General features: G+C 55.6%; 14 protein-coding genes and 2 tRNA genes. 6 read left to right on the top strand and 10 right to left on the bottom strand.

Annotated elements, in window-relative coordinates; all coding sequences use genetic code 11:
- Positions 1–9: 9 nt before the first annotated feature.
- Both valS and G439_RS0105860 read left to right on the top strand, forming a co-directional pair.
- Positions 10–2,742, top strand: coding sequence for a valine--tRNA ligase (gene valS / locus G439_RS0105865; protein ID WP_022868255.1), 2,733 nt, complete (start codon positions 10–12; stop codon positions 2,740–2,742).
- Positions 2,743–2,908: 166 nt separating this feature from the next.
- On the top strand, positions 2,909–4,807 hold the full coding sequence (locus G439_RS0105860) for an AMP-dependent synthetase/ligase (protein ID WP_022868254.1): 1,899 nt from the start codon (positions 2,909–2,911) through the stop codon (positions 4,805–4,807).
- Between the two features lie 16 nt (positions 4,808–4,823).
- On the opposite strand, the gene G439_RS11335 is transcribed toward G439_RS0105860, so the two are convergent.
- The 5 genes from G439_RS11335 to tig all read right to left on the bottom strand — a co-directional run bounded on the left by G439_RS11335 (position 4,824) and on the right by tig (position 9,428).
- Entirely contained in the window at positions 4,824–5,195 is a 372-nt protein-coding gene (locus G439_RS11335) for a chorismate mutase (protein ID WP_022868253.1), read from the bottom strand.
- A gap of 12 nt (positions 5,196–5,207) precedes the next feature.
- The gene (clpX, locus tag G439_RS0105850) at positions 5,208–6,464 is read right to left on the bottom strand and encodes an ATP-dependent Clp protease ATP-binding subunit ClpX (protein WP_022868252.1); all 1,257 of its coding nucleotides are present in this window, start codon (positions 6,462–6,464) and stop codon (positions 5,208–5,210) included.
- A 170-nt stretch (positions 6,465–6,634) separates the two neighbouring features.
- Positions 6,635–7,276, bottom strand: coding sequence for an ATP-dependent Clp protease proteolytic subunit (locus G439_RS0105845; protein WP_022868251.1), 642 nt, complete (start codon positions 7,274–7,276; stop codon positions 6,635–6,637).
- Positions 7,276–7,851 carry an ATP-dependent Clp protease proteolytic subunit gene (locus tag G439_RS0105840; protein ID WP_051125733.1) on the bottom strand — a complete coding sequence of 192 codons (576 nt, stop codon included), beginning with the start codon at positions 7,849–7,851 and terminating at the stop codon, positions 7,276–7,278. The genes G439_RS0105845 and G439_RS0105840 overlap by 1 nt, the downstream gene beginning before the upstream one ends.
- Before the next feature lie 257 nt (positions 7,852–8,108).
- Positions 8,109–9,428, bottom strand: a complete 1,320-nt coding sequence (tig, locus tag G439_RS0105835) for a trigger factor (RefSeq protein ID WP_022868249.1) — start codon at positions 9,426–9,428, stop codon at positions 8,109–8,111.
- Between the two features lie 219 nt (positions 9,429–9,647).
- On the opposite strand from tig, the gene G439_RS0105830 reads away from it, so the two are divergent.
- Entirely contained in the window at positions 9,648–11,060 is a 1,413-nt protein-coding gene (locus G439_RS0105830) for an MBL fold metallo-hydrolase RNA specificity domain-containing protein (RefSeq protein WP_022868248.1), read from the top strand.
- On the opposite strand, the gene G439_RS11330 is transcribed toward G439_RS0105830, so the two are convergent.
- The 5 genes from G439_RS11330 to G439_RS0105805 form a co-directional block, all read right to left on the bottom strand.
- A complete protein-coding gene (locus G439_RS11330; RefSeq protein ID WP_022868247.1) occupies positions 11,057–12,007 on the bottom strand; it encodes a class C sortase in 951 nt (316 codons plus the stop codon). The genes G439_RS0105830 and G439_RS11330 overlap by 4 nt on opposite strands.
- Before the next feature lie 66 nt (positions 12,008–12,073).
- Positions 12,074–15,535, bottom strand: coding sequence for an MSCRAMM family protein (locus tag G439_RS0105820; RefSeq protein ID WP_022868246.1), 3,462 nt, complete (start codon positions 15,533–15,535; stop codon positions 12,074–12,076).
- Positions 15,536–15,797: 262 nt separating this feature from the next.
- Entirely contained in the window at positions 15,798–16,076 is a 279-nt protein-coding gene (locus G439_RS0105815; RefSeq protein WP_022868245.1) for a hypothetical protein, read from the bottom strand.
- Positions 16,077–16,542: 466 nt separating this feature from the next.
- Positions 16,543–20,223 (bottom strand): TIGR03773 family transporter-associated surface protein, encoded by a 3,681-nt coding sequence (locus G439_RS0105810; RefSeq protein WP_165544525.1) that lies wholly within the window; start codon positions 20,221–20,223, stop codon positions 16,543–16,545.
- Positions 20,224–20,461: 238 nt separating this feature from the next.
- Positions 20,462–20,535: transfer RNA gene (locus tag G439_RS0105805), tRNA-Pro, on the bottom strand.
- A gap of 109 nt (positions 20,536–20,644) precedes the next feature.
- On the opposite strand from G439_RS0105805, the gene G439_RS0105800 reads away from it, so the two are divergent.
- From G439_RS0105800 to G439_RS0105790, 3 genes are all read left to right on the top strand, one after another.
- Positions 20,645–20,715: transfer RNA gene (locus G439_RS0105800), tRNA-Gly, on the top strand.
- A 215-nt stretch (positions 20,716–20,930) separates the two neighbouring features.
- The gene (locus tag G439_RS0105795; RefSeq protein WP_022868243.1) at positions 20,931–21,143 is read left to right on the top strand and encodes a CsbD family protein; all 213 of its coding nucleotides are present in this window, start codon (positions 20,931–20,933) and stop codon (positions 21,141–21,143) included.
- 320 nt (positions 21,144–21,463) lie between these two features.
- A complete protein-coding gene (locus G439_RS0105790; protein WP_022868242.1) occupies positions 21,464–22,378 on the top strand; it encodes a DMT family transporter in 915 nt (304 codons plus the stop codon).
- Positions 22,379–22,399: the final 21 nt, after the last annotated feature.

Here is a 22,399-nt window from a genome sequence, read left to right as displayed (position 1 = left end):
TAGAAGAATATGGGCGAGCGTCCCGACATCACCCCCACAACCGTTGCTGCGCCACAGGTTCCGGACCGCGTAGGTGCCGAGGGGCTCGAAGCAAAGTGGAATGATCAGTGGGAGGCATTGGCCGCCTACTCTTTTGATCGCACGGCCTCACGCGAGCAGGTCTATTCGATTGACACTCCTCCGCCCACAGTTTCTGGCTCCCTTCACGTGGGCCACGTGTTCTCTTACACGCACACCGACGTCGTGGCCCGCTACCAGCGCATGACTGGCAAAGCCGTCTTCTACCCCATGGGGTGGGACGACAATGGTTTGCCTACCGAGCGTCGCGTCCAGAACTACTTTGGTGTCCGCGTCGACCCGACGTTGCCCTACGTTGAGGGTTTTGTTCCTCCGCACGAGGGCGGGGACGGCAAGTCCATTAAGGCACGCGACCAGCAGCCGATCTCGCGTAAGAACTTCGTGGAATTGTGCGAGCGTCTGACCGTCGAGGACGAAGCCCAGTTTGAGGCTCTGTGGCGTTACCTGGGTCTGTCGGTGGATTGGAAGCAGAACTACCAGACCATTGGTAAGCGCGCCCGCAAGGTCGCTCAGGCTGCTTTCTTGCGTAACCTGGCTCGCGGCGAGGCCTATCAGGCTGAAGCTCCTGGCTTGTGGGATGTCACTTTCCAGACTGCGGTTGCCCAAGCTGAGTTGGAGTCGCGCGAGTACCCGGGCTTCTACCATCGTATTGCTTTCCATTTGACCGACGAGGCTGCAGCTGCCGAAGCTCTAGCGGCTGGCGCTCCGGTGGAAAACGGCGTGGACGTGTGCATTGAGACGACTCGCCCTGAACTGCTGGCCGCCTGCGTCGCCCTCGTTGCCCATCCTGACGATGAGCGTTACAAGCCTCTCTTTGGCAAGACCGTGAAGTCGCCTGCCTACAGCGTTGAGGTTCCTGTCTTGGCCCACCCGGAAGCCGAGATGGATAAGGGTGCGGGTATTGCCATGTGCTGTACCTTCGGCGACACCACCGATATTGACTGGTGGCGCGACCTGGGCCTGCCGCTGCGTGCGATCCTACGTAAGGATGGGCGCATTGTGGCTGAGACTCCCGAGTGGATCACGGACCCTGCCGGCGTTGAAGCCTACGAGGAGATTGCCGGTAAGACGACTTTCTCAGCTCGTGAAGCTCTGGTGGCGCGCCTGCGTGAATCGGGTGAGCTGCGCGGCGAACCCACCAAGACGGTACGTCAGACCAACTTCTTTGAAAAGGGCGACAAGCCCTTGGAGATTGTCACGTCACGCCAGTGGTACATCCGCAACGGTGGTAAGCCGTGGACCAACCCGGCATCTGGCAAAGACCTGAACGCTGAGTTGGTTGAGCGTGGCCGCGAGTTAGAGTTCCACCCTGACTTTATGCGTGTGCGCTACGAGAACTGGGTGACTGGCCTAAATAACGACTGGCTGGTGTCCCGTCAGCGTTTCTTCGGCGTGCCTTTCCCCCTGTGGTATCGGGTAGATGCCGACGGTGATGTCAACTACGACGACATCATTACCCCCAACGAGTCAGCTCTTCCCGTTGACCCGTCTTCGGATGTGCCTGAGGGCTACACGGCGGAGCAGCGCGGTGTGCCCGGCGGGTTCGTTGGCGAATTGGACATTATGGATACGTGGGCGACCTCGTCCTTGTCTCCCCAGATTGCCACCGGTTGGCTCGAGGACGAGGATCTGTTCTCTCGCACCTACCCGATGGATCTGCGTCCCCAGGGTCAAGACATTATTCGCACGTGGCTGTTCTCCACCGTGGTGCGCGCCGACTTGGAATTCGGTGAGTTGCCGTGGAAGCACGCGGGTATTTCCGGGTGGATTCTGGATCCTGACCACAAGAAGATGTCGAAGTCGAAGGGTAACGTTGTTACCCCCATGGGCCTGCTAGAAAAGTACGGTTCGGACGCGGTGCGTTACTGGGCTGCTTCGGCTCGCCTGGGCTTGGATGCCACCTTTGATGAGGCTCAGATGAAGATTGGTCGTCGCCTGGCGATTAAGGTACTCAATGCGTCGAAGTTTGCGTTGACCATGGGCGGTGAGGGCGCAGATCTTGACCTGGATCCGACCCATGTCACGCAGCCACTGGATCGTTCAGTGATTGCTGAGCTACGCGAAGTAATCGATGTGGCGTCGAAGGCTTTGGCTTCCTACGACCACACGCGTGCCCTTGAGGTCACGGAGTCCTTCTTCTGGACTTTCTGTGATGACTACTTGGAGTTGGTGAAGGAACGCGCCTACAACCGCGATGGTCAGTGGGCCAATGATGAGGCGGCGTCGGCTCGCGCAGCACTGGCAATTGTTATTGACAATGTTGTGCGTCTCTTGGCCCCCTACCTGCCTTTCGTCACCGAAGAGGTGTGGTCTTGGTACCGCCCTGGCTCAGTGCACTTGGCTGCTTGGCCGACCAGCGAAACACTGTCCGAGGTCGGTGGGGATCGTGCGGTGCTCTCGGCTGCGTCTAGCGCGCTCATTGCTTTGCGTCGCGTCAAGTCGGAGGCCAAGGTGTCGCCGCGTACCCCGTTCCTTGCGGTAACCGTTGAGGCTCCGGCGTCCTTCGCAGATGCGTTGCAGGCTGTGTCGGGTGACCTTGAAGCTGCCTCGAAGGCACCTGGTGCCCTATCGATCGTGGTTGGGGATGATTCGATGGACGAGGCCGAGGGCGCGCGTGTCACGAGCTTCGAGTTGGGTGAAGCCCCCGCCAAGCGCAAGGCCTGATCTTTCACACGCGTAAGAGTTGGGGCGTTGGCTTGCGAGTCAACGCCCCAACTATGTGTTCCGATGAGCGATCGGAGTGAACAGCGTTCGTGTCGGCCGCGAACCCGTCACCACCCTTTTGTTCTATGGTGAACAGGTCAAGTCACTTCACACGTAGGGACGCATCATGAGCCACGAGAACGACCCGGCACTTGAGGATCATCAGGATGAGGCTACCGAAGCTTCACCTAAGTCCGCTGATACTCAGGCTCTTGAATGGCATGCGCCCGTCCTCGTACGCGTCGACGAGCATACGACGATCCCGCACCTACTCAAGCAGCGGGTGCAGCGTTCTGCACGCCGGCCGCTGATCATGCGCAAGCGCGCCATGTCTGACCAGTGGATTCCCGTGTCGGCCCGTGACTTCTACTCCGAGGTTCTCAAACTTGCATCCGGCTTTATCGGAATGGGCTTAGACGCGGGCGATCGCGTGGCGATTATGTCGCGAACCCGCTATGAGTGGACTCTCTTGGATTTCGCCTGCTGGCAGGCCGCCCTCGTCCCTGTTCCCATCTACGAAACCAGCTCTTTGGAGCAGGTCAGTCACGTGCTTACCGACTCTGAAGCAAAGGTTGTCGTCACCGAGACCATCACGATGGCTGAGTTGGTGCGCGCTGCAGCAGAACGCACCGGCATGCAGGTTGAGGTCCTCTCATTGGATTCTGACGGCTTGGAAACGATCTCAGATCACTCGGCTGGTGTGCGCCCAGCAGACCTCGATGCTCGCACGGATTCGCTCACCACCGATTCCATTGCCACTATCGTTTACACCTCTGGCACTACCGGCACCCCCAAAGGCACCATCCTCAGTCACTCAAACTTCACTGACCTGTGTCTCAATGCCCACGCCTGGATGCCAGAGATCGCTATGGGTAAGGACTCTCGCCTCCTGCTCTTCCTACCGCTAGCACACGTGTTTGCGCGTTTCCTTGAGGTCTTCCAGATGACTGGCGAGGGCGTCATTGGCCACGTTCCCGATATTAAGAACCTCCTTCCAGACCTGGCATCCTTCCGGCCCAGCTACCTGCTGGTGGTGCCGCGAGTGTTGGAAAAGATCTACAACTCCGCTGACGCGAAGGCATCCCGTGGAGCCAAGAAGAAGATATTCCGGTGGGCCGCGCAAGTTGCCATTGACTATTCGAAAGCGCTAGACACTGCTGAGGGTCCTTCGCAGTCTCTGAAAGCTCAGCACGCCTTGGCCGACAAGCTGGTGTATCAGACGATCCTCAAGCTTGTGGGCGGCAATGCCGACTACATTATTTCCGGCGGTGCTCCCCTATCCATGCGCCTTGCCCACTTCTACCGCGGCCTAGGGATTCCGGTCCTTGAAGGCTACGGGCTGACGGAAACTGTTGGCCCCGTTTCGGTCAATACGCCGCGTTTGTCCAAGATTGGCACCATTGGCCCGCCGCTTCCTCCAATGTCTGTGCGTATTTCGGACGAGGGCGAGATCCTCCTCAAAGGCCCATCCGTCTTCCAGGGATACAACAATAATCCTGAAGCGACCGCGGCGTCTTTCACCGAGGACGGGTGGTTCCGAACTGGGGATCTGGGGTCGTTGGATCGTGACGGCTACGTGAGGATCACGGGCCGCGCCAAAGAGATCATTGTGACTGCTGGTGGGAAGAATGTGTCTCCGGCAGCGTTGGAGAACTCTCTACGGTCCCATCCGCTCATTTCTCAAGCCCTAGTTGTGGGTGACCAGAGGCCCTTCATTGGTGCGCTCATCACTTTGGATGGCGAGATGCTGCCAACGTGGCTACATGCACGCGGTCTACCTGCTATGTCTGTGGCGGAGGCCGCTTCAAATATCGAGGTTCTTGCGTCTTTGGAGAAAGCCGTAGCTCATGCGAACGAGCATGTCTCTCGCGCTGAATCAATCCGCAAGATCAAGGTATTGACCACCGATTTTACCGAGGCCAACGGCTTGCTCACCCCGTCGATGAAGGTCAAGAGGAATGTTGCTTTAGAACGTTTCTCCACCGTCATTGATGACTTGTATGGCGGCTCGGGATCCTCTCAATGAGCGGCTTGCACGCGGCTCAGAGGGCAACGTGTGAATCAACAGATTGGGCCGCGTGATATTCGGCCTTAATGTCCTCGTGGTGCCGGATGACCTCGGTGACCATGAAGTTGAGGAACTTCTCGGCAAAGTCCGGGTCGAGGCCTGATTGTTCTGCCAGCGCGCGCAGGCGTTCAATCTGGCGTGATTCTCGGGCTGGGTCTGCTGGAGGCAGATCATGCTGAGCTTTGATGTGTCCCACGCGTTGAGTGCAGCGGAAACGTTCGGCGAGGATGTGTACGAGGGCGGCGTCGATATTGTCGATCGTCATACGCGCCTCGGCTAATTCGCTGGGAACACCGGTCACTCCTGCGTCAGCGCTGCCCGCCCAAGCTTCGTGGTTTTGATCCATCTGATTCTCCGATCAGGCGGTGCGGATTCCCTGGGAACGCTCCGGGTAGAGTTCGGCCTGGCCCACGCCCTCCACATACTCGCGGGTAATGACCACGCGAGCCACGTCATCTCGGCTCGGCAGTTCGAACATCAACTCCGACAGGGTCGATTCCATAATCGACGACAGGCCACGTGCACCGGTTTTGCGTTCGTTGGCCAAAGCCGCTACAGCCAGCAGAGCGTCGTGGGTGAACTCTAGCTCAATGTCATCGAGTTCGAAAAGATGCTGGTACTGGTGAACCAGAGAGTTTTGAGGTTCAGTCAGGACGCGAACCAGGTCTTCTTCAGTCAGTTCCTTAGTGGAAGTCAAGATCGGTAGGCGGCCAATGAATTCGGGGATCATACCGAACTTATGCAGGTCCTCAGCCGTGACTGACTCGTAGAGATCACCCATCTCTGTGGCCGACTTGAGTTCAGACCCAAAACCTGTTGAACGTTGACCAAGGCGAGCTTTGACAATGTCTTCAATGCCAGCGAAAGCACCTGCTGCGATGAAGAGGATGCCGGAGGTGTCAATCTCAAGGAATTGTTGGTGGGGGTGCTTGCGTCCTCCCTGCGGGGGCACCGACGCTACGGTTCCTTCAATAATCTTTAGGAGTGCCTGCTGGACGCCCTCGCCGGACACGTCTCGTGTGATGGACGCGTTTTCTCCCTTGCGGCCAATCTTGTCGATCTCATCAACGTAGATGATGCCGCGCTCAGCCTTCTTAATGTCATTGTCGGCCTCTTGGATGAGGCGCAGAAGGATGTTTTCCACGTCCTCGCCCACGTATCCGGCTTCGGTCAGAGCCGTTGCGTCGACGATCGCGAAAGGCACGTGCAGGAGGCGTGCCAGTGAGCGAGCCAAGTGAGTTTTGCCAGTTCCCGTAGGTCCCAGCAGCAAGATGTTCGACTTGGTGCCCAGCATGTCTTCTTCGTTGCCCGCTTCGCGCGAGCGAACACGCTTGTAGTGGTTGTAAACAGCGACGGCCAGGGCGCGTTTGGCTCGGTCTTGCCCAATCACCCAGGAATCGAGGAATTCGTTGATTTCACGGGGCTTGGGTAGCGGTGTTGACGAGGTTTCCTCGACCTTTTCACCAAGTTCTTCTTCGATGATTTCGTTGCACAGTTCGATGCATTCGTCGCAAATGTAGACACCGGATCCGCCGATGAGCTTGCGGACCTGCTTTTGGCTCTTGCCGCAGAAAGAGCATTTGAGCAGTTCAGCTCCGTCGGTCAATCGAGCCACAACCGGCCTCCGTGTTCATCTGGTCAGCACCCATTTTTAGGCACAATTACTATGAATAACCCTATTCCAGGTGGTGGCGCAACGCTATTCGGCACGCAGTAACTTCCCTAACGCGGTGCGGGTCCTACTTCGTTGGAGTAGGACCCGCACTTTGCTTGAGGATCGAAGTATCAGCCTTTACGGGACTCGAGCACCTGGTCGATCAGGCCATATTCCTTAGCCTGGGCAGCCGTCAAGATCTTGTCGCGCTCAATGTCGCGGCGAATCTGCTCAACGGGAGTACCCGAATGGTGCGCCAAAGTGTCTTCAAGCCACGCACGCATGCGGTCAATCTCATCGGCGACAATCTGAATATCAGAAGCCTGACCGTGCATGCCTTCCATAGCCGGCTGATGGATCAACACGCGGGCATTGGGAAGAGCCAGGCGCTTTCCAGGAGAGCCAGCAGCAAGCAGCACAGCAGCAGCCGAGGCCGCCTGGCCCAAGCAGACCGTCTGCACCTGGGGCTTGATGTACTGCATGGTGTCGTAGATAGCCGTCAGTGCGGTGAAGGAACCGCCAGGGCTATTGATGTACATGGTGATGAGCGAATCGGGATCCTGAGACTCCAGGACCAGGAGCTGCGCCATGACATCATCAGCGGAAGCATCATCGACCTGCACACCGAGGAAGACAATCCTGTCCTCGAAGAGCTTGGCGTACGGATCTTGACGCTTAAAACCGTAAGCGGTTCGTTCCTCGAAGTTGGGCAGAACGTAGCGGGCCTGCGGCATCTGGCGGGCGACGGCCTCAAAATAGGGCTGGGTGCTCATCAGTTTTCACCTTCCTGGCGGTGGCCGATCTCCTGGGGGGTTTCCACGACATGGTCGACGAAACCATATTCGAGAGCTTCACGGGCACTGAACCAGTGATCGCGGTCAGCGTCAGCTTCAACCTGTTCAACAGACTTACCAGTGCGTTCAGCGGTGATTTCAGCCAATTCCTTCTTCATCTTGAGGATGAGGTCGGCGTTGATACGGATCTCCGTTGCCGAACCACCCGCACCGCCCAGGGGCTGGTGGAGCAGTACGCGCGTGTGGGGCGTGATGTAACGCTTTCCGGGAGCTCCAGCCGTCAAAAGGAACTGTCCCATGGAGGCAGCCAAACCCATACCGACGGTTGCAACATCAGGCTTGATGTACTGCATGGTGTCGTAGATGGCCATACCAGCAGTCACGGAACCACCGGGGCTGTTGATGTACAGGTAAATGTCTTTATCGGGGTCCTCGGCCGCCAGTAGAAGCATCTGGGCGCAGATGGCGTTAGCGTTCTCGTCACGGACTTCACCGCCCAGCCAGATGATGCGTTCTTTAAGTAGGCGCTGGTAGACGGAATCTCCCAGCCCCATGTGGTTGTCTGCACCGGCCACTGCGGTGATCTGCACGTCGCTCACGTGCTCCTCCTCATGATCCGGGTTCGCTTACCGAACCCCATTGGTTCAAAACCTACCGGGTCGCATCGCCCCAAGCCGCCCGACAGGGGGTCTTTTCGCTGTGGGCGCACCTGGAGATATACAAGGCGTGTCTATAAAACATCGTGGGTCGACACCTCAAGGGTGCCGACCCACGATTCTGAGTTTGAAAAGACCTCAGCGGGCTACTGACATCACTCTTCGGTGGCGTCTTCTTCAGCCTCGCCAGTTTCCTCAGCTTCGTCGGCCGGAGCATCGCCCAGGAAGGCCGACAGGTCGACATCGTTGCCGTCGGTGTCCTTGACGGTCACTAGACGCAGGGCCTCGATGAGGGCCTTAGCGCGACCGAGGTCGGCCACGACGTTAGCCATCTGCTGAGAGGAAGAGAAGAGCTGGTTGATGTCGATACCGAAGTTCTGCGACATCTGGATCGCGTAGTCGATCAGTTCCTGCTGAGAGACCTGGACATCCAGCTTCTTAGCGATTGCCTCGGACAGAAGCTCGGTGCGCAGGTTCTTCTCGACCTCTTCGCGCGCTTCCTTCTTTTCCTTCGGCTTAGCATCCTCACCGACACGGTGTCCGACCTCGTGGTCGACGACCGATTCGGGCAGGAGAATCTCAACCTTGGACAGCAATTCGGTCACCAGGTTGTCGCGGGCCTGCAGGGCCTGCTGGGAGGTCTTGGTGGAGGCAGCCTGGGTGCGCAGGTCTTCCATGAGTTCATCCATGGTGTCGAACTCGGACACCATCTGAGCGAAGTCGTCGTCAGCCTTGGGCAGTTCGCGAGCCTTCACGGACTTGATGTTGATGACAACGTCGGCTTCTTCGCCCTCATGTTCGCCGCCCTTGAGCTTGGAAGTGAAGGTCACCTCTTCGCCGGCCTTGGTTCCACGAAGGGCCTTGTCCTGGCCGTCGAGCATGTTGCCCGAACCGATTTCGTAGGACACGTCAGAGACTGAGTCGATCTCTTCGCCGTCAATGGTGGCCACCATATCGATGGTGGCGAAGTCACCGGTCTTGGCCTTACGGGTAATGGTCTTGAGGGTGGCGAAACGGCCACGCAACTCGTCAAGTTCCTTGGCGACGTCCTCGTCGGACACCTCGGTAGAGTCGACGGTGATGACGGTCTTCTCATCAAACTCGGGAACCTCGAAGTCCGGGACAACCGGAACCTCAGCAGTGAACACCAGTTGGCCAGAGAACTCACCGGTGGTCGCGGGGATCTCGGTGACCTCGATCTCAGGCTGAGCCATCGGGCGCAGTTCATTTTCGCCAACCGCGTCGGAGTAGTGGTTCGGGAGCACCTCGTTGACGACCTGTTCGATGACGGCGGCGCGGCCAAAACGCTGGTCGATAATGCGGGGCGGGACGTGGCCCTTGCGGAAGCCGGGGATCTGAACCTGACCGGCAATATTCTTGTACGCCTTGTCCATTTCGGACTTCAGTTCCTCGGCGGGAACCTCAATGGTCAGGCGAACCTTGGTGGGTTCGAGGGTCTCAACGGTGCTCTTCACGTGCGTGCACTCCAAAACGTCTTCATGAATATGGGCGCCGCGTTGGGCGCATGACAACTCCGACAGTCTACGCCAGTGGCCGAGTGCTGTCGCCGTCCGTTCACCCCAAGGACATCAAATGCGGGCGATTCCACTCATTGCGAAAAATCCGCATCCCCATAGCCAAGACTCTCCGCGTAAACTCCCTCACACCAAAGTGATCTAGGGCACGCTTAAGTCATGGCCACGACGCTGACTTTTCTAGGAGGAGCCGGAACCGTCACCGGCTCAAAGCACCTCATCACCGTGGAACGAGCGGACGGCGATAGGCGAATCCTCATCGACGCCGGCATGTTCCAAGGAATCAAGAAACTGCGCCTCATGAACTGGGCAGACTTCCCCGTCCCGCCCTCGTCCATCACCGACATCTTGCTGACCCACGCCCACATGGACCACACGGGATACCTACCACGCCTAGTGAAGAAAGGCTTCACCGGATCCATCTGGGGCACCGACGCAACCCTGGCACTGACCGAAATCGTGCTGCGAGACTCCGCCTACCTGCAAGAGCGTGATGCCGACTTCGCCAACGCGCACGGCTTTTCCCGCCACGCAACAGCTCAACCGCTGTACCGCATTGGCGACGTCGAAAAGACCCTGCCCCTGTTCCGGTCAATCGATTTCCACCGGACCCTGGATCTGGGCGATGGAATCAGCGCAACATGGAGCCGCGCTGGTCACATCCTGGGTTCAGGCTCAATTCGACTGATCACCCCCGATGGGACGATCCTCTTTTCTGGCGATCTGGGCCGCGGCGTGCATCCAGTGTTGCGCGAACGAGAGGTGCCCGAGGGCGCAGACATCCTCCTCATCGAATCAACATATGGCGACCGCGAACATCCCGAGCCAGAGGGACCCGAACATAAGCCTTTCGCTCAGGCGATTCGAGACGCAGTGGATGCGGGCGGATCGGTTCTGGTACCTGCGTTCGCCGTGGACCGGACAGAGGTCGTACTACTGGCCCTAGACGAAATGGTTAAGCGAGGGCGTATTCCGCAAGTTCCCGTGTTCGTGGACTCCCCTATGGCCCTAGCCTCGTTGGAGATTTACAGGGCCCGGTCCCAGGCTGACGAACTAGCCGAAAGCGCTGACGGACTCAGACTGACTCATCTCGACCTTCGCCAAGTTCGCTCCGTCGACGAATCCAAGGCCCTCAATTCGCTCAGACAACCCTCGATCATCATTTCCGCGTCCGGTATGGCTACCGGCGGGCGGGTACTGCACCATCTGGAACGCATGCTGCCCGACGAAAAGAATTGCGTCGTCCTCACGGGATACCAGGCTGTGGGGACACGAGGCCGGTCACTGCTCGACGGAGCGACATCGTTGAAGATGCATGGGGCGCAGGTGGCGGTTCGCGCCAAGATCGTGCGCGACGAAGAGTTCTCCGTCCATGCTGACTGTTCGGAACTACTGGACTGGGCGCGCGGCGTCTCCCCCGCTCCACGCAGTGTCTACTGCGTGCACGGCGAGGACGACTCATCGACAGCGTTGGCGCACAAGCTGCACGAAGAACTCGGTTTAGCCGCCGAAGTTGCTCAAGCGGGAGCAACTATTGCCGTGACAAATTCAGCCCACTCACGCGGACGTTAGGAATTATGCGCCTGAGCTTGCACGTCGTCTTTTTTCTGTTTGCGCCGTTTTGACGGTGCCGCGGGGTAACCAGAACGCCAGACGTAAACGCCAGCAAGGATGAAACCGCCGATCAGCCAGACAATCCACCACGGGAATCCCGGAATCTCGGGACGGCTTCCTGCCTTCTCAATGTCAGCAATCGGGGTGGGTGTGATGCGTTCGCCGGTCACAAGGATCCTGTGGGTGTTAATGCCTAGCGGTGTACACGTTACGAGAGTTGCCAGGTCTTCCCCTTCGACGGCGCGCAGGGATTCAGTCTGTTCAGGTTCAACAACTGTTGTATCGATAACTCGATAGGTGAGAACCTCACCAAAGACCTCAATGGTGAAAGTGTCGCCGATGTCGACCTTGTCGAGGTTCGTGAACATTGTGGCGTTTGCCAGACCCCTGTGTCCCGTGATCACTGACCGGGTGCCGGCACCGCCGACGGGCAGTGAAGTGCCTTCAAGGTGACCGAGTCCAGCAAGAAGAGTTTGATCAGAGGTCCCGTGGTAAATAGGCAGGTCGAGGTCGATCACCGGAATCTTTAAACGGGCCATCAGACCTCCGCCATTTGCGTCGAGGATGGCGTTGTAATTCAACGACTGGTCACTCGACGTACCTTCCCCTTCGGGAACGTGGGAGTTAGCTGCCAGTATGGCTCCCACCGACAAAGCTTCGTTGTAGGCATGAGCTTCCTGAAGCTGAACACCCGCTTCAGGATTAGCTGTCGAGACCTCGTTTTGGTAATCCGAAACAATCTTTGACTGGTTGTACTGAGAGATCCACGAGGCGACTGTTGGATAGGACAGCAGGCACATGCCGACAACTCCAATGATCGCCGGTATCAGTGAGAATGGAGAGAACTTCCATTTTCGACGCGACGAGGACGGCCCATGTTGTGGTCGGCTTCGAGCCAAAATCATCTCTCCTGTGTCTCGTGTCGTGAATAGGCACGACTCGGTGAATCTGCCAGCCGGCTGAGCGAGACTCTAGTTCTTGCGCCGCCGTACGAGTGCAAGACCGACCGCAACGCCGCCAGTCAATGTTCCCGCCCAAATGAACCCGTCGGCTCCGACTCCGCCGGTCAGGGGCAGCGTCGGCACATGAATCATGTGATTCTCGATTCCCTGATCGAAAACATACTCAGGCTTATCGGCCGTCAACCTGATCTGGTACTGCTTATCTGATCGGATATATCCGGCAGGAGCTTGAGTTTCCACTAGCGTGTACACCTCGTCACTGATGTCCAACCCAGTGACTCTAAAAGCGCCTGCCGTGGGGTTTTCATCGCGCGGCCCGATTCCTTGGCAGTTGCCACTGACGCAGTCAGAAATGACGACTCCTTCGCCTGGGAGTCCCGGACCAGTGAGTTTCCATTGAGATCCGGATAGAGATCTCTTGGAATTTGCGTCGATTTTGCTCCAGATGATGGTGCCTGTAACCGGTTTCGGCGTATTTGGTAGAACGGCTTCGTTGGAGGCTCCATCATCGTCCACAGTCACTTCGATAGGCTCTTTGGCCAACTCGTAGCCTTGGGGCGGAGTGACTTCGTAAACGTAGTACGTGCCAGGTTTCTTGACCGTGACATTTACGATCGATTCAACTCCGTTGACCACCTTAGTTGTGCGCAGATAACCATCTTGGACAAAAATGGGAGTCGTTTCTCCGGCAACGATTGCCGCGTCCTGGCCCCGACCATCCTTGACAACAAAACGAGCGTTGGGATCGTTGATGATCTTGTTGACGTTCTCAGCGTCGGTCTTGCGCACGGTCAAGGGATAATCGTTCGACGGCGTAATGGTTGTTGTCGTACCGCCTACTGAGTTGATAATCGGAACGCCTTCAACGAGCTTGGCGGCATATTTGACGAGGATGTTGACGCCGATTGTGCCAGCTTGAGCTGTCAATTTTTTCCCATCTTTCGATGAGATCGTCACTGTCCTTGTTTCTTTGGAATAAACGGCAGTCAGATAGTCGCCCATGTCGCCGCTTTGAGTGGACTGCGGGGCTTCATCGTCGACGTTCGCTTCAGCCACGAATCCGACGAATTCGACTTGCTCTGGCAGATGGTCATGGATTGGCACGATTGTTGCATTCCAGCCCTTGTGAGCTGACACCTCAATGCGATAGACCGCGTACGGGTCTTTCGGAGTGGAGTCTTCATTGAGTTCAATACGGGTAGAAGACACCCATTTCCCGTTCTTTCGGTCTCGAACGGTTTTCGATTCGTCCACCACGGAACCGAAAGAGTCAATCGTTTGGGACGCATCCGAGAAGTGCTTTGGCTGTTGGTCGGCTCCGTAAAGGTTCGCGTGGTTTTCAACCACTTGGACCATCCCTTGGTTGAATACCTTCGTCGGAACTGTCACAGAGATATTCAGAGCACCTGGTGTGCCGTTGGGCCACTGGCTATCAGTCTTTGATGTCATGCCGATACGAAGAACTCCCGCGTTATCAACGGTGACATCGAGAGTGCCTGAAGCCGCCGTCAGGCGTACCGGGTCGTCAGCCCAATAGGCATTTTTTCCTGTGACCGAGGACGTGATTACAGACGTGTTGGAGAGGTCGAAGACGGTTGTGTCGAGTTTGTCGATGATCGACATTCCCGCATAGCCTTTATCGGAAGCAACAAAGAAGTTATAGGTCACCGAACCAGCTGTTTTGTTGATTGATGAGGGCTGAACAACATCACTGACTGACTTCTTAAAACTCCAGGATTGATCTGTGCCTTCGAAGTCAGGGGTATGAACGATCGAAGTGCTGGCACCACGAGGAACGATCTTGTCCTGGTAGTAGTAATACGCGATATTAGGAACACTCCAATGGGACGTGTTCGTGTTGGTGTCAACCCACGGGGTGAGTCCTTTGAGGTTGGTGATCCGCGCTTTAAGGTTGAGCACCGCCTGCGTGGTTGTCTCTTTACCGACATTGGCAATAAAGGTGCGTCCGTCAACACAGTATTGCCCAACATATGCATCTGAACGCATGGTTGCAGCTGTGCAGCTCGCAACGTTGACGCGAGCGAGCGTAATACCTGAGGCTGTGAGGAATTCAGGGTCTTGCGAGAACCACTCAACGTGTTCATCAAGAGTGTCTTCAATCACCACATTCTGGGTGATAGGTAGAGGATATGAAGGCGTCGCGCGTGCAACCAGTTTCTTAATGTCAGCTGTTAGCGTGTAGGTAACGTCAACGGCAGGAGTGAGTGTTCCATCGGCTTGTGCCGGAGGAGTTTTGATCCTCGTTTCATAAGGGTTGGCGGTCTTGGAAAATGCACCCTCGTCGTATGTCGCTGGTGGGATCTCTTTATATCCGATCCAAGACTCTGTAGTCGCAGACGGATGCCCGGGCACATCCACCGTGTTCTTAACGTTGACTTTAATATTGCCGCCAGAGCCTTTGACTTGATCGTATTGGTCTTGAAGACTCTTCTGTAATGCGTCACGTGCAGCCTTATCCGGGATCTGCGCCTGATAGCGGATCACTAATTGAGATTTTGCAGGCATGGTGACGGGAATGGTGGCGGTCTGGCCCGACACCACCACTCCATCGAGGGATAGAACCGTGTCCGTTTGGCGCCCTTCGTCATCCCACGTGGTTAATGTGGCTTGAAAGCTTCCGGGAACGTGAGTGAGCGGAGCAGTAAGCGTATCCGTGACATTGCCCGAGAAGGCCTCGACGGTTCTTAGGGTAACGCCGTAGTCAGTCTTTTTTCCGATCCAGGAGTCATCAAGGATCACTCGCTCATTTTCGATTCTGACCTCTGATCCCCAGAAACCCCCTCCCCATTTCGACGTGGTGTCCTGGGTTGGGCGCGGGTCCGGTCCTGGAGTCGGGTTTGGATCCGGCTGGGGTTGAGGCTGAGGTTGAGGATCTTCGACAAGGATCGCCACCGAATCTGATTTGCCGTTGACCTTCCATTCGATCGTATCGGAGCCAGGCTGCGTGGATTCGTTGACAGCCATATCAACGCCAAAGTCAACCTGGCCGATTTGGGCTGGGACACGGTCGATCTCTTGCTTTGTTTTAAAAGTGACAGACAGAACGCCATCTTTGACTGTCGCAGACTCTAAGAAGACTGAGGCATCCTTGACATCAATCTGTCCGTCGACGAGAGAGACAGGGCCGCTAAACTCAACGTTGATCGTTTGCCCGAAAGGGATCTGTGTCCGTTCCGTTTTGATGTCTGCTACAAGCTTTTGCCCCGCTTTGAAGACTTTCTTACCATCTCGGATTTCAGCTTCAACTCCATCGGCTGGACCGACTGTGATCTGCACCCCGCCAACGTTAATGTCTTCAGCAGCTGTAGGAAGCAGAGCCTGAGGGAGCAGAACGAAGAATGTCAATGCAGCAGCGATAACAACGGTAAGCAACCTGCGATAGGCGAATGTTCGAGGGAAGCGACTGGCATGCGCCGCCGCCGTCAAATTCGAGCCCGAGTAGTTGCTCACCAGCTTGGCTCCTTCGATCTAGATCTAACACAGTGGTTTGAGTGCCCCGTTGAGAGAGGGAATTCAAACACACCTTCGGTCAAGGTTGCCAGGTAAGATACCGCGAAAATAGTGACAAAACAAGCCTGTAACAGATCACAGTACAGCACCGCCTCGCCTACACAAGGATCGTGCAGCACATTATCACAGCGCCCCATTATTACACTGGTTCACCCCATTAGAATGTCGCCTACTGTGACTATTGAGACCTACTCGTTCTTGCCTATCCCAGAATTTGATCCCGTCCGCGTACTATCCGTGCCAATTCCACGCGGAGGACCTCAACAACTTCACTTACGGACCTGACCACTCTTTGGTGCACCTTCTGTGCCTCGCCGTCGTCAACCGCTGTAAAGCGCACCATGACACGGGGGTGGCCACTGACAATACCGATATCGAAGGAATCGAGGCGGGTTACAGATCGCGCTTCAGCTTCGACATCACGAGGATCGTAGCCAGATTTCATCAGCCCAACGGTCAGAATCGTTCGATAGCTCGGCACCGGATTACCTTACCCCGATCACATATTTAAGGTTGGTCATCAGGTCTTCCGCGCAACTCTTATCTAAGAATTCTAGCGATACCTCCGACTCTCCTCGGTTTCAAGGCTAAAAACAAGCCTAGGCAGACCGGAGCATCAGCATCATCTAGTCGAGAGTCAAATCCCTCAGCTCAAGATGCATTGAGAGGAAAATGCCACTCTGGCAGTAACCAACTGATCCGCCACGTGCTACACCACCATTGATGCTAGGGCCAACTCACGGGCGCACTCAGTTTCCTAGAATGCAGACGACTCTATGCATGACCAGAATTGTCAGCGAATACTGGCTCCGCCGCAAGAACACCTGTGGAAACCGGTATGACACTCATTAGCAGGCCATCTAGTTCTCCTCACCATTCGGATGATCACAACAAGTGGGGTGTTGGACAATTCTTGCCCAACACCCCACTATCTCAGGTCCCCTAGATCACATGATCCGTTTGGCTCGCAAAACCGCCAAACCAACGAGGGTCAATAGACAAGCACCCGTCAGAATCAGTGACATGTCAGAAGCACCTGTCTTCGCCAAGCTCGAATCCATACCTGCTGCGGCGAGATCGGCAGCCGTAGGAACACACGGCTTCCCGTCCTTTGTCTTCCACTCGATCTTTGAACCCGTGGGTCCGATCTCTGCACCAAGATCGAAGTGTCCATCAGTGACACCACTGGCCGAACCAACATTGAAGGTCAGCGTCGTCGTACCCGACAGTTCCTTACCGTCCTTCGCTTTGGCGGACATGGTAATTCCAACCGTATAGGTTCCCGGCTGGGTAAAAACCCAATTCGGGTGCACATGCGTGTTCGGACGAATCGAGATGGAACCAGAACCGGCAGAGCCGTTGCCACTGAACCAATGCTCACCAACAGCCATCCCCAAGCTTCCAGAGGTGAATACTTCCATGATTCCGGGACCCGAGAAGGACGTGACGGAGATAGTCATGGAACCAGCAGCTTTCTGTCTAAAGCTCTCAGACTGCGTATTGGCTCCGAGCCACGGAATGCCCGCCTGCTGAGTCGAAGAAATCATCCAGACTATTGTGCCTGAAGGGATGGATCCCACCGATTGGTTTGTCTTGATCTTGCTCGCATCACCGACTGCAAAAGCAAGTCCTGCCGGATCTACCCACTGGCCAGGCGATGTGCGGTCATCCTTGACCCGTGGGATCAAGGTGTCCTCACCGGATCCACCAGTGCGAGTCGGGAAACATTGAGCAGCCGCGGCTGAGGTTCCACCTGAGGTAGTCGTCGTTGTAGTGGACGCAGAGCCTACACCAGCGTTGACCTTGGTGTCAGTACCGTTAGCTTGGCCATTGTGATCACGAGGATTGGGCTGAGGAGACGGCTTGGGGGTGGAAGAATCATCCGTCTTCGGTTCTTCAGGAACATTCGTTCCACCAACAATCCACGTGTAGGTAGCTGGTTCGGATTCGACCTTTGCACCACCACCAATGGGAGAAGCTTCAGCTTGCACGGTCATCGTGTATTGGCCCGGCGTCATAAACAGCCAGCTGGCATGGACATGCCCAGGTGTTGCCTGCCGAATGATCTCGTTGCTGGTCACCTCATAGGACTTCGATTCCAGTACCGGACGGATTCCCCTGAAAACAACGTCTTTGAACAGGTAGACCTTGCCATTCTGCGGTCCTGTAACGTCAAGGAATTTGATGTCAACTGCACCGAAGTCCGGCCTCACCCCATTCGTGTCCCAACCTGGCCACAGAATCTTGCTCCCGGAGTTACCACTTTCAGGTAAGTAGTATCCCGAATTAGAAAGCTGTGAGCGTAGAGCTTCAGGCAGATTGACTTTGGTGTTTTCTGGAACTTCGAGGATCAAGTCCTCCGGCCGGTGGGTCCGTGCCGTGCCAGTCGTGTCTTCCTTCGCGTTCAACACAATTTTGCCGTTGTCAGCGATGACATTGAAGATGTCGAAGTGGCCTTTTGCGTAATGCTGTTTCGTTGGAGTTTCCGATTTGCCGGGCTTATCCGCAGTACCTGGTTTATCGGAGTTGCCGGGCGTATCCGCAGGGTCACTGGGAAGCAGCAGATCAATGGCCTTGGGCCCGAATCCGTCAGGTAGAGCGGTTCCATCTCCGACAACGAAAGTAAAGGTCTCAGTATTCGAAGTTGCAGGCGAGGTCAACCCGCTTCGCGCCAAGAGTTTGTCCGCTTCGCGAACTCTGACGGTCAACGAGTAGACGCCTGGATCTGTAAAAAGCCAATGAGCGTGCTCATGCCCAGGTTGACCCTGGTGGATAAAGGTTCCTGGAACGATCCTGTAGGTGAGTTTCTTATCCGAGTCGCGCAAGATCTGCGTGGGCTTTCCATTCGCGCTATCAAAGATGAATGCACTACCCGGACCTGATATCGCGAGGAATTCAATGTCCAAGGGCGGGCATGATTGAGGTGCCCTAGGACAGAACAGCTGCTTAACTGCGCCTGTATCCCAGCCAGGGTAAGGCAACCCATCTTCACCATTCTTATCGAGAAAGTATCCTCGCTCAGCAAGATCGGAAACGTAGGCTTCCGGAAGATTTTTCAGAGCCTTATCTGAAATCCTGATCACGACATCGGAAGGCTTATGTGTCGCCTGACGAGTGGGAGTGTCTTCCTTAACGGACAAAACCATCTTTCCATCAACAGGGGTCACATTGAACAAGTCAATGTGTCCCTCTGAAAGCACCACTTTGGTCGGTCGATCAATCTTGTCTGAAGGTTGGCCCGGTTTTGGGGTCTGCGGATTATTTTCCGGCGCGTCAGGTTGCACTCCCAGCTCCCCGCCATTGTCAGGTTTAGGCGTATCTCCTGGCTTGCTGGGATTCGATGGCACCTGTGGGTCCGTTTCCCCTGACTGTTGATCAAGGTCATTTCGTTCAACTTCCCACGTATAAGTGACCTCTGGTGATCTTCCTACAGTTCCATCTGAGTCAATACCGGCCAGCCTGGCTTTCATCGTGTAGGTGCCGGATTGGCTGAAGAACCACGTGGGATGTTTGTGTCCCTTAATCTCTACCGAAGTGCCGCTTTCAACGTATGGCCGCTTGCCGTCCAGATAAGAAACGAACTGATTGTCAATGTTGCGCGTCCCCAACACGATTTTGCCAGGGCCTGAAACCTCTGTGAACTCAACCTTCGTGGTTGCGTAGCTGGCTCCCCCTGCATTCCTCAGAGTCCATCCTGGAGAGAATCCTTGACCTTTGGTCGTTGCAGTTGAGTAGCCTGATGTTTCCGGAATAGTTTCACCGAAGTCGAGGTCCGTTGCGTACTTTTCAGCCGTGACGACGAAGATGACATCCTCGGGCTTGCGCAGAGCAGACATTCCCGAGTCGTCCTTGACAAGCAGCCTCATGTCGCTGCGGTTGTTGTACAGATAGAACGCATCAATATGGCCCCAGCTCAGACGGCGGATTCCGTCCGAGGGAGCGACATACAACCCTGAAGAGTCTTCCTCAGAAGAAGGCTCGTCCGTCTCACTGGGAGAGTTCTCAGACTCAGGTTCGTCTTCGTCCTCGTCTTGCGCGTCTGGGTCAGTTCCTTCAGCCGGATTCTTTTCAACGTGGAACCTCATGGTGATCTTGTGACCATCTCCATCGACAGTGGTCGGGACGAGATCAACCTCGTAGTCACCACTGTCGGAAAAGAACCAAACCGAAGTGGAGTTCTGGGAGGGCATCCTCAAGATAGAACCCGGCTCAACGAGAGTCGAGGCCTGACCATCCTTGGAAAGGATCTGCTGCGATTCCCCTTCGTCATCCAGCCCAAATACAGCAACGACAGCCTCATTGTTAGGCTTCCGCACTTCTTCGAAGCGTAGCGACGGCTCAGCAGCCCCGTCGATGCTCTCAGCGTCATATCGAATATAACTCGCATATCCACGCTCTAGCCCTGCAGCAAGATCATCACTGGTGTAAGCCGAAGAAGGAAGATCGATCCGTGTGCTTTCAGCAGGATAAGACTGCTGACCAGCCCCTACCCCAGCTTGAAGCGTCAAACGGGGAAGGCTGTCAACGAGAGAGAGTTTCAAAGCGACTGCAGATTTGCCGTCGATTGGATGAATATCTTGAGCATGTGCAATTGGGGCGAGCAAGATCAGCACAAGCGCGCTGATCATCGCCATCACCACTGAGCGAAGCGAATAATGTCTCATTGTGTCTTTCTGTACCATTGCGCCACCTACTCACTATTTGAATGGGCCAACCCCATCCAAGTAGCGAAAGGCTGCTTTGCACTAAACAGGAGTACAGATACTTTAGTTGATAACTATTCTCATATTCAATACACAGAATCACACCGTGCTCATGCAAACAAAAGCCCGGAATGCTATACGAATAGCATTCCGGGCCAAACCGTCGGGGTGACAGGATTTGAACCTGCGACATCCTGCTCCCAAAGCAGGCGCGCTACCAAGCTGCGCTACACCCCGGATACCCTTGACGTCATCATGGGCACGCTCGAATCATAGACGGTTCTGGGTCCCATTTCGCAATCCGGGCGTTTCCCGCTACACTCTTCATCGTTCCCGAAAGGGACACGCGGATGTAGCTCAATGGTAGAGCCTCAGTCTTCCAAACTGATTACGCGGGTTCGATTCCCGTCATCCGCTCCGCTTAGGTTGGAATCGTTTTGGACTCGCGGCGACCTCCTTATTTCTTACCGAGATACGAGTTGACTTTTTCATAATGGCTGCGGCGATTATCACTTCTTTACACCAACCTCCTGTTGCGTTCATCACAACTACCTGCCAGGATTGAGACGCAAGATACATAACGATCACTTCTCGAGTTCAACGACTGAGCTCCACGGCAACGGGAGGTTGCAATGACAAACGACAACGGTTTCCTCGACAAGGTCACGGGCAAAACAAAGGAAGCTGCAGGCAAGGTGACGGGCGACGAGAAGCTCGAAGCCGAAGGCAAGCTGCAGAACCTTGAAGGCAAAGCAAAGGATGTCATTGATGACGTTAAGGGTGCAGCGAGCGCCCTCGCTGATCGCCTCAAGGATGCCTTCGACGGCGACGATAAGACCAAGTGACCGCTTTTCATCTTCCTATCCACCCCGCTATGTGCTTACTGCACATAGCGGGGTTTGTATCCATATTCCTTCTCCGCGCTTCGACTTCAACACCATCACAACAAGCTACATCCAACACATAAGTCATCCAGATTTGATGAGGATAAAGACTAGTCTCCCGCTTCTTACTCACCGTCTCCATTGAGCCCAGGCAACCTGGCGCGCATTACAACCCAGCACGGCAAAATCAGCTGACGAGGGACTTGACAAATACAGAAACCGGTTACCAAAATAGCGGAAACCGGTTTCTGTATTTTGTAAGTAAAAAGGAACGCACGGCGATGATGACGCGTAGCCACACGGCTTCTCTGCTTCCCGCACTCGGGCTCACAACCGTCACCGCCGTATGGGGATCCACGTTCTTTCTCACCAAGAATCTGCTCGAAGACCTACAACCTCTAGACTTCCTTGCGGTGAGATTCACCATCGCAGCTTTAGCTGGATGCATACTCTTTGGCCAGCGGATCAGCAAGGTTAAGCGGCGCACATGGGCACGTGGTTTAACAGCGGGACTTATCTACTTTGCAGCACAATTCCTTCAAACCATCGGTCTGACAACAACCGACGCATCAATCTCGGGATTTATCACAGGGATGTACGTCGTCCTCACACCAGTCGTTGGCTTCCTACTCTTTTCCAATCGTCAGCCAGCAAGAACATGGATTGCCGTCATCATTGCAACCAGTGGACTCATGGTCCTCAGCCTGAACGGACTCTCGTACGGGACAGGAGAAACACTGACGCTAGGCGGAGCTCTCCTTTATGCATTCCACATAGTCGTACTAGGACAATGGGCTGAACGCGACGACCCCCTTGCGCTCGCTACGATCCAACTCATCTCGATCGCAGTTCTAGCCAGTATCGCAGCAGTCCCAGGCGGATACAGCATTCCAACAACCCCAGCGAACTGGATGTCTCTGCTCTACATGGCGCTCATTGCCGCACTAGCCGCCCTCGTGATCCAAACCTGGGCACAGTCTCGCATCCCTGCCGCATCAGCAGCAATCATCATGACCACTGAACCGGCATTCGCATCTTTCTTCGCCATCGCCTTCGGTGGAGAACGCCTAACAGCACGCTTAATCATTGGTGGAATCCTAATGATCGCAGCAATGCTCATCACCGAACTTCGTCCACCAAAAGGCTCTCACAGCATTAATAAGAACCGCTATTCCACAGACAACAACCGCCGTTGACACTCACCACATAGAAAGGAT

It is taken from the genome of Schaalia vaccimaxillae DSM 15804 (genome assembly GCF_000420425.1).
In the GTDB taxonomy this organism is placed as follows: Bacteria; Actinomycetota; Actinomycetes; order Actinomycetales; family Actinomycetaceae; genus Pauljensenia; species Pauljensenia vaccimaxillae.
The sequence above is the reverse complement of the archived record's forward strand: the minus strand, read 5'-3'. Positions and strand labels throughout refer to the sequence as shown.